Source organism: Camelimonas sp. ID_303_24, assembly GCF_053543495.1.
This window is the reverse complement of the sequence record NZ_JBLLJM010000020.1, coordinates 62,213-75,616: the sequence shown is the minus strand read 5'-3', so window position 1 is coordinate 75,616 and position 13,404 is coordinate 62,213. Positions and strand designations below refer to the sequence as shown.

The window sequence follows — 13,404 nt, the reverse complement described above, 5'->3', positions numbered from 1 at the left end:
AAAAAGTTCAAATTCGATGCCGCGCCAGGCGATCCGCCTCGTGACGCCAATATGGGCGACGTCAGCCAACCTGTTCATGGATCAGGGATTTGGCCACAAAAAAGCGCCGGCCCCTCCCTGTGGAAAGCTCCGGCGCTGGCTTGCCGACGATTGTAGCGGCGGAGATCAGGCCGCCTTGTCGCCGGAAAGCTCCGCCTCCGGCTTGCGGCCGAGCCCCATGGACTTCGCCAGCGCAGAACGCGATGCCGCGTAGTTGGGGGCGACCATCGGGTAATCGGCAGGCAACCCCCACCGCGCCCGATACTCCTCCGGCGTCATGTCGTAGGCCGTGCGCAGATGACGCTTGAGCGATTTGAAGCGCTTCCCGTCTTCAAGACAGATGATGTAATCGGGCGTCACCGATCGCTTGACCGGCACGGCCGGCTGCAGCGTTTCCTCAGCGGCTGGGGCCCCACCCTGCCCGAGACGCTGCAGGGACGCATGTACGGACGCGATCAACGCCGGCAACTGATCCTGGTCAACCCGGTTATTGGCGACAAATGAAGCGACGATGTCGGCGGTAATCACCACCATCTGCCCGCTTCCCTCAGCTCTCTCCATAACGCATTCTCCTTCAGGATGATGCAATCTACGCAATATCGGGAAAAGTAGAAGTTCAAAATTCCGACATGTTGTGGGTTTTTATCAGGGGTCGCCTTGTTTTTCTCAGACATTGTCCAGAAATACCCGGCCTCACAATTTGGTGATTGACGGCGCAGGGACGCGCAGCCGGCGAATGCGCGCGTTTTCTCCCGTGGGCGCCGCCCTCGCCGGCGCGCACGGGCGGTATGGCGCGGCTGATTTGCCTGGAGAGACCGGGTTCATCAAACGGGCTGACTGGCGCAATATCTTCGCCGGATTTGTGTTCTGATAATCATATGGCGATATCGGTTCATCGCCGCGAACTATGTCGCGGACTATCTGGAGACCAGGGCGATGCGCGCAACGGTCAGGCTGGGTTATGCAGGCGCACTGCTGCTGGGATTGCTTGCGGCGGCGCCGGCGCTTGCCTCAAAGGCTGATACGCCCGTTCCGGGCAAGACCGCCATGTTGATGCGCGAAAAAGGCATGGCGCCCACCGCCGGGGTGCTGGTTCGCGTCTTCAAGAAAGAGGCCGAACTGGAAATCTGGAAGCAGCGCGCCGATGGTCGCTATGCGCTGCTGAAGACCTTCCCCGTATGCCGCTGGTCTGGCCGGCTGGGCCCCAAACGCAAGACTGGCGACCGCCAGTCGCCCGAAGGGTTCTACGACATCACGCCCCGGCTGATGAACCCGAATTCATCCTACCACCTTTCCTTCGACACCGGCTTTCCCAATGCCTACGACCGGGCCAATGGCTATACGGGCTCGTATCTGATGGTGCACGGCGTTTGCTCATCCATGGGCTGCTACGCCATGACAAACGACGGCATCGAGGAAGTTTACGCTTTGTTGCGCGACGCCTTCCGGGGCGGACAGAAGAGCGTGCAGTTCCAGGCGTTCCCATTCCGCATGACCGCGAAGAACCTGGCCCGGATGCGCGACGATCCGGATATCGATTTCTGGCGGCAACTGAAAACCGGCTACGACCGGTTCGAGGCGACCGGCCTGCCGCCCCGGGTCGATGTTGCCGGCAAGCGCTATACCTTCGCGCCCTACAGGGAGCGACGCGTCGAAGAAACCGCCATGGCCCGGCTCGGCGCGGAACAGGAGGCGATCCGCAAGCAGATTGATGACGGCGCGCCTTCCATCCGCATCACCTATGCCGATGGCGGCATGCACCCGCACTTCGCCCGCATGCGCAACCACCCTTCGCTGGGCATCATCAGCCGCCCGGAGACGCTGGCTTTCGCTGGCCGGGACGTCATCATCCGGCCAGGCGTGCGCAAGGCCCCGCCGGTGATGATGGCGCAGGGCGCCGCCAGTCTGACCTTCGCCCGTCTGGCGGCCTGGCGGAGCGCCGCGCCCGCCGCGCCGCAACTGCCGGCGCCGGACGCGCCGGCCCCGGAGCCCACATCGTCGGCGGCGCGGATCGCCATGGCGCATGACGGCGCCCGCGACGCCATGGCTTCCGCCGCGAGCCCGGATGCAACCCCGGATGCGAAGACAGAAACCTACCCGGCCCGTCTTGCCCATGCGATGTCCGCGCGCGCCTCATCGTGGACGCGCAGCGTCATGGCCATGGGACCGTCAGCCCCCTGAATTCAGAGGCGGCCGAGTTCGCGCGCAATGCGTTTGCAATTGGCGATCCATGTCACTGAGTAGGGAATGTCGGCCGCGACCGGATGGGAACTGAAGGCGGCGATCACCACCTCGCTGGTCGGGCAGACATAGACCCACTGGCCATGGATGCCCGCGCCGCCAAAGGCGCCGGTTTCCCCATCGAACAGATACCATTTGCTGCGGTAGCGGCTGGCGGGAAAACCCATGGCGGCGAAATTGCCGCGCCGCCATGCCGCCTGGTCGCCGTTGGCGCGGATATCATCCACCCACCAGGCCGGAATGATCTGGCGGCCGTTGGCCAGGCCGCCCCGCCGCATCATCTCGCCAAACCTGGCCAAATCGCGCGTGGTCATGCAAATTCCGCCGGCGGCGCGCGGCGCGCCGAACGAATCGAGCGTGACCCAGGCCTCGCACTCCGCGCCCATGGGGCGCCAGATCCACTCCGACAGCATCTGGGCGAGCGGCGCGCCGCCAGCGCGCTCCAGCACCCAGCCCAGGGTATCGGTATTCACCGAGGCGTAGTGGAAGGCCTCGCCATGCGCGCCTTCCCCGGGCGTTTTAAGGCTGGCGAGAAATCCGCGCAGATCAGCCCCACCGACGGCGCCGCCCGGGTCCCACCCCACGGCGCGACGGTAGGCCGGCATGTCGCCGTTGGGGTCGGCGTAATCCTCGCTGAAGCCGATGGACACGGTCATGTCCAGCAGGTGCCGCACCGTGGCGGTCGCGTATACGGAGGTTTTCAGTTCGGGCGCGTAATCGGCGGCGGGCCGGTCCGGGTCAAGCAGACCACGGTCGGCCAGCACGCCGGCGAGCGCGCCCGTGACTGATTTGCTGACCGAAAACAGGATGTGTTGCTGGCCGGCTTCCAGACCGTTGTCATAGAATTCATAAGCCAGCTTGCCGCGACGCAGGACAACGAGGCCATCAATGTTGCTTGCGCGCAGATATCGCTGGCCAGGCATGCGCTGGCCGGCGGCGTCAACCAGCTCCAACTCGCCAAGATCGCGCCAGTCCTCGCGCAACGCGGTGACTTCACTACCCGTGGCGCCGGCGACGGCCGCCGTCGGAACCAGGCTGCGCAGATTGCGAAATCCCCATTGGCTAAACGGCGACTGCCGCCAGTTGGCCAGCGTTACCTGCCCGTCCGGCCCTGGCGGGGCGCCCTGCATCAGTTGCTGCTTCATGGCGTTCCTCCATGACGCGCCGGTGCGAAGCCCCGGAAGCTCGCGTCGTTTTTGTTTGCGCGACGCCGCCACGGGCTGGCGTCACATTCTGGCCCGAACAGTCTGGCATGAGGAATTAAGTCCCGCCATGGGTCTGGCGTCAGTTGGTCAAAGCGCGACATGCGTTGTTTGCGATACGGGCGCTTGCCAGGATCCATTGCACGGGGACCATTGCAACGGTGCATGCCATATGGCGCCCGGCGGCGTCACATGATGCAATTTGCGTCGCAACGGCATGAGCGTTTCCGCAGGTCCAATGATCTTGCGACCATGCGATTTTGTGCTTTTGCGACGCCAAACAGAGGCTTCACCCCGCGCGCCGCCGGCGCGTCCCGTGAAGTACGGAATATTGTCTGGATCTGAGTTTCGGAAAATCGCCGTCGCCTGCGTTCAGGCGGCGTTTCTCATGGTTCCGGGTCTTTGCGCCGCGGCGAACGCCGCCCCGGTAACCACGGCCGATGCGCGGCTGACGCGCTCCCTGATGCGTCTTGAGCCGACGCAACGCTTCCAGCAGATTTGCGACGTCGCGGCGATGAAAATGATCGCCCGTGGGAGCGACGCCATGCGTCCCGACCGGGCCATGCTCGACGCCCTGTCGCCGCCCAGCGAGAATGAAGATACGCTTTCCGGCGCGGGCGGCGCCGTGCGCAGCAAGGGCAAATGGCGGCAGATATCTTTCAGTTGTGAGGCGTCGGCGGACCGGCTGTCGGTGCTGCGCTTCACTTACGAACTGGGCGACGAAATCCCCGGCAGCCAGTGGGAGCGCTACGGGCTGTGGCAATGATTTTGCAGGCGTCCAGCAGGTGTTTTGCAGACGCCTGTGTTAGCGCCCAGAACGCAGACCGCGCTTTTTGTGACGGGTTGCGCTGCGGTAAAGACCCCGGCGCTTCTCTTCAATTGGAACACGGGGCTGCCGGGCGCCCTGCGCTGGCCTGCACCCGGCAGTTTCCCGGCGGCGGCAACTGCGCCACTATGGGCGCGATCCCCCTGTCGAACGCATCGGTGCGCCATGTTTCTGCTCTGGCTGATTTGTCTGATCGCGCTGTTCGCCGCCGGTCTGGCGTGGTTTGCGGCGCGCACGCAACGGCGCGTTGAGGCGGCTGTGCCGCCCATCGGCCAGTTCGTGACGGTTGATGGCCAGCAGATGCATTATGTCGACACCGGCGGCGGCGGTCCGGCCATCGTCATGATCCATGGCCTTGGCGGCTCGCTCTGGAACTATACCTACGCGCTGGTGGACAGGCTGGCCGGAGATTTCCGCGTCATTGCCCTCGACCGGCCTGGCGCCGGCTACTCGGAGCGGGCGGATGGGGCGCCAGCCAATCCGGCGGCCCAGGCGGCGACGATCGCCAATTTCATCACGGCGCTGAAGCTGGAGCGCCCCCTGGTGGTGGGGCATTCGCTGGGCGGCGTCATTTCCCTGGCGCTGGCGCTCAACCACCCCCAGCAGGTCGGCGGCCTTGCCCTGATCGCCCCGCTGACCCATCCCCAGGAGGCGGAAGCGAAGGCATTCAAGGGCCTGCTGATCCCCTCCCCTGCCCTGCGCAGGGTCATCGCCTGGACCACGGCCATCCCGATGACGATCCTCAGCGCCCGGGCCGTAATGAAATTCGTCTTCGCCCCTGATCCGGCCCCGGAAGATTTCGGGACGCGCGGCGGCGGCCTGCTGGGTCTGCGGCCGGTCAGTTTCTACAATACCTCATCCGACCTGCTGGCGGCTGGCGACGACCTGCCCAACATGACGGCGCGATACCCATCCCTGGCTGTCCCCTTCGGCATGATCTACGGCCGGGGCGACACCCTGCTCGACTACCGTCTGCAGGGCGAGGCGATGAAGGAGAAGGCGCCGCATCTGGACCTGGTGCTGCTCGATGGTCGCGGCCATATGCTGCCGATTACCGCCCCCGACGACACCGCCGCCCTGATCCGCAGCGTCGCGGCGCGCATGTAACGGCCGGCGCGGGCTGCGCCGGCCTTCCTGTTTTGAGCGAATTCCAATCGGTCAGACGGGTTCCGTCTGATCGGAAAGCGCTCTAGTCACGCGCATCCTTGCGCGCCTGCGCGTCCTTAACGGACTGGGACACGCGGCCGGCCTCCATCGGGCTGCCGATCTGTTTCGTCTTCTTCGATGGTTTGGGGGCCATGCCTTCGCTGGCGGTCGGGCCGCCAGCGGGAATGGGCGGCTTGCTGGCGGCGTTTTTCAGCTTGAGGGCCTGGCGGGAGTTGCTGACCAGTTCCTGGCGCCCCGCCGCGACCTTGCGTCGGGACAATTCCCGATTGGCCCGCTGGATGGCGCCGGACAATACGCGCGCCTTCATTTTGGAGCCAGTGTTATCCGTGGCGGGAGACGCCGCCTGGGCCTTGCCGCGCATTTCCCGCCGCTGCTGACGGGCGATGGTCCGCGCCCGGTCCCGGCGTTCGCGCAGCAGCCCCACTGTCTTGCGCAGTTCAGCGTCCGCCACGGCGGTGATTTCCGTGCGCCGCGTCAGCGCGACAAGCTCCAGTTCGTCCCGCGACAACAGTCTGCGTTCAGCCCTGGTTTCGATTGCCATTGGCCGGCTCCTCCCTCATCGCCAAAACAGGGAGCAGCGTGGCACAGATCGTCAGGCGAACCAAGGCAGCCGGCTGTGACGGGATTTCACGATTGCAAAAGCGTCGCTGGCGTCGCCAACATTGCGCAAGGCACAAAAAAACCCGCCGGAGCGGGGTCTTTTTGGTGAAGATGGTGGGCGCACTAGGGCTCGAACCTAGGACCCGCTGATTAAGAGTCAGCTGCTCTACCAACTGAGCTATGCGCCCATCTTCAGTCCGGCAGGGCGTTTGTGGCCGCCGCCGTTTGGTGAGCGGTGGATACCAATCCCCTCCCCGGTTGTCCAGCGCCCGCAAGCGCCATGCCAAACTTTTTTGCCAAACTTTTTTATGACGCTGGGGAAAAACCGCCGGTCTGTGCATAACATTGCCGCCCTTCACTGGCTCGCAGCAGCAGCCCCGGCAAGGCGCCATGGTCGCCAGCGCTCCTCGCTCCGCTCCAGATCCGTCGCCGCCCCAAAAAGCGTAACGGGCGACAAGAGGCCGCCCGTTACCTGTCCATCAGCGAAGATCCGCAACCCTGCGAAAACGCTTGCGGGAGCTTCAGACGCCGTCGCGCTGGGCGTGCTTGCGGGCGCCGCGCGCCGCCTGGGCATGCAGTTTGTTGAGCGCCGCCACATAGGCGCGGGCCGAGGCGACCATGGTGTCCGGATCGGCGCCGCGGCCCGTGACCGGCTCATTGTCGCCAGCGGTGAGCCGCACCGAAACCTCCGCCTGGGCGTCGGTGCCCTCGGTGACAGCGTGCACCTGGTACAGCTCCAGGTTCGCCTCGTGTGGCGCGAGCGTCTTGATGGCGTTGAAGATGGCGTCAACCGGGCCATTGCCGGTCGCTTCGGTCTTCACGGTCTGGCCGTCGATCTCCAGTTCAAGCGTCGCCTTCTGCGGCCCCTGGGTTCCGGCGATCACCGCGAGGGATACGACGCGAATGCGCTCCTGGGCGTTCTGCATGCTTTCATCGACGATGGCCTCGATGTCCTCGTCGTAGATGTGCTTCTTGCGGTCCGCCAGGTCCTTCATGCGTCGGAACGCGTCCTCGATGGCGTTGTCGCCCAGCGTGTAGCCCATGGACTTCAGCCGGTCCTTGAAGGCGTGGCGGCCGGAATGCTTGCCCAGCACCAGCGCGTTCTTGCTGAGGCCGACCGACTCCGGCGTCATGATTTCGTAGGTCGCCGGATTCTTCAGCACGCCGTGCTGGTGAATGCCGCTCTCATGGGCGAAAGCGTTGCGGCCAACGATAGCCTTGTTGAACTGCACCGGGAACGACGTGACCGACGACACCAGACGCGAGGCGCGGGTCAGCATGGTCGTCTCGATATTGGTCTGGTACGGCAGCACGTCGGCGCGGGTGCGGATCGCCATGACGATCTCCTCCAGCGCCGCATTGCCGGCGCGCTCGCCAATGCCATTGATGGTGCATTCGATCTGGCGGGCGCCGCCCTTCACGCCGGCCAGCGAATTGGCGACGGCCATGCCAAGATCGTTGTGGCAGTGCACCGAGAAGATGGCCTTGTCGGAGTTTGGCACGCGCTCGCGCACGGTCTCGAACAGCGCCCGGTACTCCTCCGGCGTGGTGTAGCCCACGGTGTCGGGGATGTTCACCGTGGTGGCGCCTGCCTTGATAACCGCCTCAACGCAACGGCAAAGGTAATCGATCTCGGTGCGGGTGCCGTCCTCCGACGACCATTCCACGTCGTCGGTCCACTGGCGGGCGCGGGTCACGGCGGCGACGGAAGCCTCCAGCACCTCGTCCGGCGTCATGTTGAGCTTGGCGCTCATGTGCAGCGGCGAGGTGGAAATGAAAGTGTGGATGCGGCCGCGCGCCGCCGGCTTGATGGCCTCGCCGCAGCGGTCAATATCGCCAAGGGCGGTGCGCGACAGGCCGCAGATCACCGAATTCTTGCTGCGGCGGGCGATTTCGCGCACCGATTCAAAATCGCCGTCCGAGGCGATGGGAAAGCCCGCCTCGATCACGTCGACGCCCATGGCGTCGAGCAGTTCGGCCACCTGCAGCTTTTCCTCGAAGGTCATCGAGGCGCCTGGGCACTGCTCGCCGTCGCGCAAGGTGGTGTCGAAAATAATGACGCGATCGGAACCTGACGTGGCGGCGCTATGCGAAGTCATGCTGAGTCCTTCATGCGCGCCCCACGTGCGCGCGGAGTATATTACCGTGGCGCAGCGCGCGGCAGACGCCGCGTCACTGCAGGCCGCCCCGCACATACGCGGAATTTTCGCGCTGTTTTACCGGGACGGCGATAGCGGCGCAAACATAATTGTGGCGGGCAATTTCCGTCAGGCCGTGTGGTTGGGCCTTGCCTCGCCGGCCCGTTCAACGCCAGTCTGCGCCTTCTGTTCCCCACGTATCCTGGTCCTGGAGCACCCGCATGATCTCGCGCCGCCTGGCTCTCCCACCCCTGCTCATGGCGCTCGCTGGCGGGCTTGCCGCCTGCGTTTCTGGCCAGGAGCCGCTCGCGCCGCCCGCGCCCGCGCAAACACAGGCGATGCAAACACCGGCGGCGACCATGAACAGCGACGTCGGCGGCGGCGCCTGCGGCGACCAGATCGCGCGTCTGCGGCGCATCCTGGCCCAGGACCGGGAGATGGGCCATATCAATGCAAGCGTCTACCGGCGCATGACGCCTGGCGTCGAACAGGCGGCGGCGAAGTGCCGGGCGGGCGACCAGAACGGCGCCCTCGCCCTGCTGGCGACGCTGAAACGCAACAATGGCTATTATTGAGATTACATACCAGAATGCGAAGATGCTGACGCATCCGCATTCTGAATTGCTCAAGCGCCGCACGGGCTTCACCAAGGCCCGGTGAGTCAAGCTCACCGGGCCTTGGTATCACGGGCTGGTTGAGGCGTCTTCCGCGAAGGCGGCGGCGAGCCAGGCAATCATGAAGGGCGGCATGCGCGCCGCATCGATATCCGCCGGGTCGCGAAGCAGATGCACATCGGCCAGTTCCGGCTCCGGATCGGCCGCGATGAAGCCGCGGATGCGCGCCGCCAGCGCCTCTGACGGCAGGGCCGAGCGCGCCTCGCGCATCAGCGCGACGCGGCCGCCGTCCAGCACCACGCGCCAGCCGGTTGCGAAGTCCAGCTCACGGGCGTCGAGGCCGGTTTCCTCCGCCAGTTCGCGCACGATATTGCCCTGCAAATCCAGCGTTCCGTCAGGGAGGACGTCTGACAGGTCGGGCGTGCCGGCGGCGAAATAGATCTGGCCTGAATTGGCGGTATGCCGGCCCTGAACGCCGGCGAGCCACGGCCCGTCGGCGGCGCGCAACGCCGCCATGGAAAAGCCGTTGACCACCGTTTCGTCCGGCCAGCCCAGATCCCGCCAGGTCAAAAAGGCGGCGAAATCGACCGGCAAATACACCGCCCCATAACAACCGTCGGCGATCACCGGCCGGCGCGACAGCAGCACGCGCCCGTTGAACATCTGCGGCTTGCGCTCCAGCGCCGCCCGCCAGTGACGGTCGATGACATCGCGATTGGCCTCGGCCCAGGGCCACGGCTCCTCCGCCACGCGGACCGAAACCGTGCGCACCGGGATGATGGCGGGGGCGCCGCGCCAGGGAAAGGCGCCGCCGGCGCAAACCGGGTCCCCGTTGCTCACAACTGCGTCGCCTGAAAGATGCGCGACGGCGCCACGAACTCTTCCTGGGCCTGAACCAGTTGCAACTCGCTCTGGCCGGAGGCGGCCGTGGCGGCCAGCAGGCCATGCACCGACGAGGCGGCGGCGCTGACTGCGCTGGCGATGGAGCGCTCCCGCAGGTAGTGGGTGAAGAACAGCGCCGCAGTCACGTCGCCGGCGCCGGTGAAATAGCGATCAATGCGCGGTGTGCGCACGCCCCAGATCCCCTCGGGGCCAGAAGCGACCATGTCGATGCAGTCGTCCGGGGTTTCGGCGGTGTGCAGCGAGGTGATGAGCAGAATCGACGGACCAAGCCCGTGGGCGATGCGGATGGCGGCGCGCGCCTCCGCCATGGAGGTCACCGAGCAGCCGGAGAGCAGCTCCAGCTCAAACTGGTTCGGCGTGGCCACGTCGGCGGCCGGCATCGCCTGGCGACGCATGAACTCGGGCACATCCGGCCGCACGAAGACGCCGCGCCCCACATCGCCGATCACCGGATCACAGCAATAAAGCGCGCCAGGATTGGCGGCACGCACCCGCGCCGCAACGTCAAGAATGGCCTCGCCAATCGCCGCAGAACCGGCATAGCCGGAAAGCACGCCGTCGCATTGCGGGAACACGCCGCGCGCCTCGACGCCGCGCGCGATTTCCGAGATCATCGCCCCCTCGAACACCGGCCCCGTCCAGTCGCCATAGCCCGTGTGATTGGAAAACTGCACGGTGAGCACCGGCCAGACCTCAACGCCCATGCGCTGCATGGGAAACACCGCCGCCGCATTGCCGACATGGCCGTACGCAACATGGGACTGGATGGACAGGATGTTCATGGAGGCTCCCTGACTGAGCGGGACAAGGGCGAGCAGCGCGCGCGCCCTGATGGTTTCACGACGCCGCCTGGCGTGGCGCTGACAAGAACCCGCGCCGCTGGCAAGTTAGCTGCTTTGCGAAGGCGCGCCAGCCCCTGCGGCGTGACGCGGTGAAGACGGGCCAAAGCGCCGGAAGCGCCAGCGCGACGCCGCCTGGCGATCCCGTCCGACCTTTGTCAGGCAAATGCCAGAACGCCCGAATACGCGAGCCCCCCGAATGCATGGGTGGCCCTGCCCCGAACCCTCGCCCGCAGCCCGCACCGGGAGGCGACGGTGGCTTCACCTGGCCGCCCGCTCAGGCTACGATACAGCATTGCCAGAAAAAGCAGGGCCTTCCTTTCGTGAAGAAAACGCCGCGAGCAGCGCAAAAAATACATCGAACCAAAGAGATAACCCGTTTCCAGCCCACCTGGATGCAACGGAAACACTTGACGCTGCGCCGCGTTTCCGGTCCGGATTGCCAATGAATTTCACAGAGATCTCGCAGGCGGTTACCGGCTTCATCCAGGAGCGTCAGGTGTGGGCGCCATTTATCGTCGGCGCTCTGGCGTTCGCCGAATCAATGGCGATTGTTTCATTTGTTGTGCCGGCCACGGGCCTGCTGCTGGCGATTGGAGCATTGCTTGCGGCCAGCGACATACCGTTCTGGCCGGTGTGGGCGGGCGCGGCGATCGGCGCGACCCTCGGGGACTGGATCTCCTACGCCGTGGGCTACTGGCTGAAGGACAGTATTCGCGGCTACTGGCCGTTTTCGCGCGCCCCGCATTTCATGGACAAGGCGGAGGCATTCACGCGCAAATGGGGCGTGCCGGGCGTATTTATCGGCCGCTTTTCCGGTCCGCTGCGCGCTTTCGTGCCCCTTGCCGCCGGCGTGTTTCACCTGCCGCACATCCCCTTCCAGATCGCCAATGTATCATCCGCCATGATCTGGAGCTTCGCCGTGCTGGCCCCAGGAGAAGCCCTCAACTGGATCCTACACTTACAATAATCATAATATATGATATAGTATATCTCATCGCGTCTCTTCTATTCATCTTTTGACGACTGGGAGACTGACTGATGGAACAACTGATTTCTCTCGCCATGAATTTGATTGGCGGCGCCGCCGGCGGCGGCATGACTGGCCGCGCGGCGCCATCCGTTGACATGGGCAGCACCATCAACGCCGTGGCTGGAGCCGTGGGCGGCGGCGTACTGGGTCAGGCGCTACAGGCAGCCCTGCCGGCGCTCCAGAGCTCCTCCGCAACGGATCTCACCGCCCTCGCCGGCAATCTGGTGGGCGGGGGCGCCATGGGCGCCATCGTCACGGCGATCGTTGGCCTGGTGCTGAACAAGGCGCGCCCGTCGAATTGAGGCGGGCCGTTTCAGGCCCGGCGCATTCTCGATGGCGTATTTTCCATGGCCGGTTTTTCTGTGCAGCGGACAGAACCGTCGTGCGACAGCCTGGCGCATCTGCGCAAGCCGCTCGCCTCGCCCGCATGACATGACGTGATCGGGCCTGGCCTGGTCTGGCCAATAAAAAACACGAACGGGCGGACCCGTTCGTGTTGCAATATTCCGCCCCCCCGGAAGCGGCGCCAATTGACGCCGTTGCCGGAGAAGGCCATCCGGTCTCAGTTCTTCGACTTGTCGACCAGGGCCTTTTCCTTGATCCACGGCATCATGTCGCGGAGCTTGGCGCCAACTTCCTCGATTGGGTGGGCGTTGTTGCGGGCGCGGGTGGCCTTGAACGACGCCTGGTTGACCTTGTTCTCCAGCATCCAGTCGCGGGTGAACTTGCCCGACTGGATGTCCTCCAGCACGCGCTTCATCTCGGCCTTGGTCTCGGCGGTGATGATGCGCGGGCCGGTGACGTACTCGCCGTATTCGGCGGTGTTGGAGATCGAGTAGTTCATGTTGGCGATGCCGCCCTCATAGATGAGGTCGACGATCAGCTTCAGTTCGTGCAGGCACTCGAAATAGGCCATCTCCGGGGCGTAACCCGCCTCGACGAGGGTCTCGAAGCCGGCGCGGATCAGCTCGACGGCGCCGCCGCACAGCACGGCCTGTTCGCCGAACAGGTCGGTCTCGCACTCTTCCTTGAAGGAGGTCTCGATGACGCCGGCGCGACCGCCGCCATTGGCCGAGGCGTAGGACAGGCCAATGTCATGGGCGTTGCCGGTCGCGTCCTGATGGATGGCGATCAGGGTCGGCACGCCGCCGCCGCGCTGGTACTCGGAGCGGACGGTGTGGCCAGGGCCCTTCGGGGCGACCATCAGCACGTCGAGGTCCTTGCGCGGCTCGATCAGGTTGAAATGCACGTTCAGGCCGTGGGCGAAGAGCAGCGCCGCGCCGTTCTTCATGTTGTCGTGCAGGCTGTCGCGATAGATGTCAGCCTGCAGTTCGTCCGGCGTCAGCATCATGACGACATCGGCCCACTTGGCGGCGTCGGCCGGCGACATCACCTTGAAGCCGGCGCCTTCGGCCTTCTTCACGGTGGCGCTGTCCGGACGCAGGGCGATGGCGATGTCCTTGACGCCCGAATCGCGCAGGTTCAGCGCATGGGCGTGGCCCTGGCTGCCGTAGCCGACGATCGCGACCTTCTTGCCCTTGATCAGGTTCAGATCCGCATCGCGGTCATAGTAAACACGCATCACATACATCCTCTGGCGATGGTCGCGGGCCAAGTGCCGACGATCAGATCAGAACTGGCCTGGCCGTCGTCGCCCCACGACATCCAGACCACCGGATCGCCGTGCGGCGCGAGGGCCGCGCCACGGACGCTCCGGCAATGAAAACAGACGGAGGCGGTAAAACCCGCCACGGCCAGTTGGTCAAGTCATTCTTGTCCCTGACAGCCGCATCTGGCGGAGC

At 65.2% G+C, this 13,404-nt stretch carries 13 protein-coding genes and 1 tRNA gene; 6 read left to right on the top strand and 8 right to left on the bottom strand.

The features are described from left to right. Positions 1–165: 165 nt before the first annotated feature. Complete coding sequence (locus tag ACERNI_RS15560; protein ID WP_448834165.1) at positions 166–600, bottom strand: MucR family transcriptional regulator; 435 nt, start codon at positions 598–600, stop codon at positions 166–168. A gap of 375 nt (positions 601–975) precedes the next feature. Between ACERNI_RS15560 and ACERNI_RS15555 the strand changes: the two genes are divergently transcribed. Further along, positions 976–2,220 carry a L,D-transpeptidase family protein gene (locus tag ACERNI_RS15555; protein WP_448834164.1) on the top strand — a complete coding sequence of 415 codons (1,245 nt, stop codon included), beginning with the start codon at positions 976–978 and terminating at the stop codon, positions 2,218–2,220. Between the two features lie 2 nt (positions 2,221–2,222). Here the strand turns inward: ACERNI_RS15555 and ACERNI_RS15550 are convergent, their stop codons facing one another. Then, complete coding sequence (locus tag ACERNI_RS15550; RefSeq protein WP_448834163.1) at positions 2,223–3,425, bottom strand: serine hydrolase domain-containing protein; 1,203 nt, start codon at positions 3,423–3,425, stop codon at positions 2,223–2,225. Between the two features lie 445 nt (positions 3,426–3,870). Between ACERNI_RS15550 and ACERNI_RS15545 the strand changes: the two genes are divergently transcribed. Both ACERNI_RS15545 and ACERNI_RS15540 read left to right on the top strand, forming a co-directional pair. Further along, positions 3,871–4,248, top strand: a complete 378-nt coding sequence (locus ACERNI_RS15545) for a DUF930 domain-containing protein (RefSeq protein ID WP_448834162.1) — start codon at positions 3,871–3,873, stop codon at positions 4,246–4,248. A 225-nt stretch (positions 4,249–4,473) separates the two neighbouring features. Further along, on the top strand, positions 4,474–5,415 hold the full coding sequence (locus ACERNI_RS15540; protein ID WP_448834161.1) for an alpha/beta fold hydrolase: 942 nt from the start codon (positions 4,474–4,476) through the stop codon (positions 5,413–5,415). Between the two features lie 82 nt (positions 5,416–5,497). On the opposite strand, the gene ACERNI_RS15535 is transcribed toward ACERNI_RS15540, so the two are convergent. The 3 genes from ACERNI_RS15535 to ACERNI_RS15525 form a co-directional block, all read right to left on the bottom strand. Beyond that, on the bottom strand, positions 5,498–6,016 hold the full coding sequence (locus tag ACERNI_RS15535) for a hypothetical protein (RefSeq protein ID WP_448834160.1): 519 nt from the start codon (positions 6,014–6,016) through the stop codon (positions 5,498–5,500). A gap of 171 nt (positions 6,017–6,187) precedes the next feature. After that, positions 6,188–6,263: transfer RNA gene (locus tag ACERNI_RS15530), tRNA-Lys, on the bottom strand. 333 nt (positions 6,264–6,596) lie between these two features. Next, a complete protein-coding gene (locus ACERNI_RS15525) occupies positions 6,597–8,174 on the bottom strand; it encodes a 2-isopropylmalate synthase (RefSeq protein ID WP_448834159.1) in 1,578 nt (525 codons plus the stop codon). A gap of 260 nt (positions 8,175–8,434) precedes the next feature. Here ACERNI_RS15525 and ACERNI_RS15520 point away from each other — a divergent pair, with 260 nt between their 5' ends. Next, positions 8,435–8,788, top strand: coding sequence for a hypothetical protein (locus ACERNI_RS15520; protein WP_448834158.1), 354 nt, complete (start codon positions 8,435–8,437; stop codon positions 8,786–8,788). Positions 8,789–8,896: 108 nt separating this feature from the next. On the opposite strand, the gene ACERNI_RS15515 is transcribed toward ACERNI_RS15520, so the two are convergent. Together ACERNI_RS15515 and pdxY are read right to left on the bottom strand one after the other, a co-directional pair. Beyond that, positions 8,897–9,667 (bottom strand): NUDIX hydrolase, encoded by a 771-nt coding sequence (locus ACERNI_RS15515; RefSeq protein WP_448834157.1) that lies wholly within the window; start codon positions 9,665–9,667, stop codon positions 8,897–8,899. Then, a complete protein-coding gene (gene pdxY / locus ACERNI_RS15510; protein WP_448834156.1) occupies positions 9,664–10,512 on the bottom strand; it encodes a pyridoxal kinase PdxY in 849 nt (282 codons plus the stop codon). Before pdxY ends, ACERNI_RS15515 begins: the two co-directional genes overlap by 4 nt. Before the next feature lie 502 nt (positions 10,513–11,014). Here pdxY and ACERNI_RS15505 point away from each other — a divergent pair. After that, positions 11,015–11,539, top strand: a complete 525-nt coding sequence (locus ACERNI_RS15505) for a DedA family protein (RefSeq protein WP_448834155.1) — start codon at positions 11,015–11,017, stop codon at positions 11,537–11,539. A gap of 71 nt (positions 11,540–11,610) precedes the next feature. After that, on the top strand, positions 11,611–11,904 hold the full coding sequence (locus tag ACERNI_RS15500; RefSeq protein WP_448834154.1) for a hypothetical protein: 294 nt from the start codon (positions 11,611–11,613) through the stop codon (positions 11,902–11,904). A 260-nt stretch (positions 11,905–12,164) separates the two neighbouring features. On the opposite strand, the gene ilvC is transcribed toward ACERNI_RS15500, so the two are convergent. Next, positions 12,165–13,184, bottom strand: coding sequence for a ketol-acid reductoisomerase (gene ilvC / locus ACERNI_RS15495; protein WP_448834153.1), 1,020 nt, complete (start codon positions 13,182–13,184; stop codon positions 12,165–12,167). Positions 13,185–13,404 lie beyond the last annotated feature (220 nt).

Bases quoted from the DNA above. Each gene is read 5' to 3' on its own strand.
- ACERNI_RS15560 (WP_448834165.1), bottom strand. From the start codon at position 600: ATGGAGAGAGCTGAGGGAAGCGGGCAGATGGTGGTGATTACCGCCGAC.
- ACERNI_RS15505 (WP_448834155.1), top strand. From the start codon at position 11,015: ATGAATTTCACAGAGATCTCGCAGGCGGTTACCGGCTTCATCCAGGAG.
- ACERNI_RS15535 (WP_448834160.1), bottom strand. From the start codon at position 6,016: ATGGCAATCGAAACCAGGGCTGAACGCAGACTGTTGTCGCGGGACGAA.
- pdxY (WP_448834156.1), bottom strand. From the start codon at position 10,512: ATGAACATCCTGTCCATCCAGTCCCATGTTGCGTACGGCCATGTCGGC.
- ACERNI_RS15500 (WP_448834154.1), top strand. From the start codon at position 11,611: ATGGAACAACTGATTTCTCTCGCCATGAATTTGATTGGCGGCGCCGCC.
- ilvC (WP_448834153.1), bottom strand. From the start codon at position 13,184: ATGCGTGTTTACTATGACCGCGATGCGGATCTGAACCTGATCAAGGGC.
- ACERNI_RS15525 (WP_448834159.1), bottom strand. From the start codon at position 8,174: ATGACTTCGCATAGCGCCGCCACGTCAGGTTCCGATCGCGTCATTATT.
- ACERNI_RS15540 (WP_448834161.1), top strand. From the start codon at position 4,474: ATGTTTCTGCTCTGGCTGATTTGTCTGATCGCGCTGTTCGCCGCCGGT.
- ACERNI_RS15545 (WP_448834162.1), top strand. From the start codon at position 3,871: ATGGTTCCGGGTCTTTGCGCCGCGGCGAACGCCGCCCCGGTAACCACG.
- ACERNI_RS15555 (WP_448834164.1), top strand. From the start codon at position 976: ATGCGCGCAACGGTCAGGCTGGGTTATGCAGGCGCACTGCTGCTGGGA.
- ACERNI_RS15520 (WP_448834158.1), top strand. From the start codon at position 8,435: ATGATCTCGCGCCGCCTGGCTCTCCCACCCCTGCTCATGGCGCTCGCT.
- ACERNI_RS15550 (WP_448834163.1), bottom strand. From the start codon at position 3,425: ATGAAGCAGCAACTGATGCAGGGCGCCCCGCCAGGGCCGGACGGGCAG.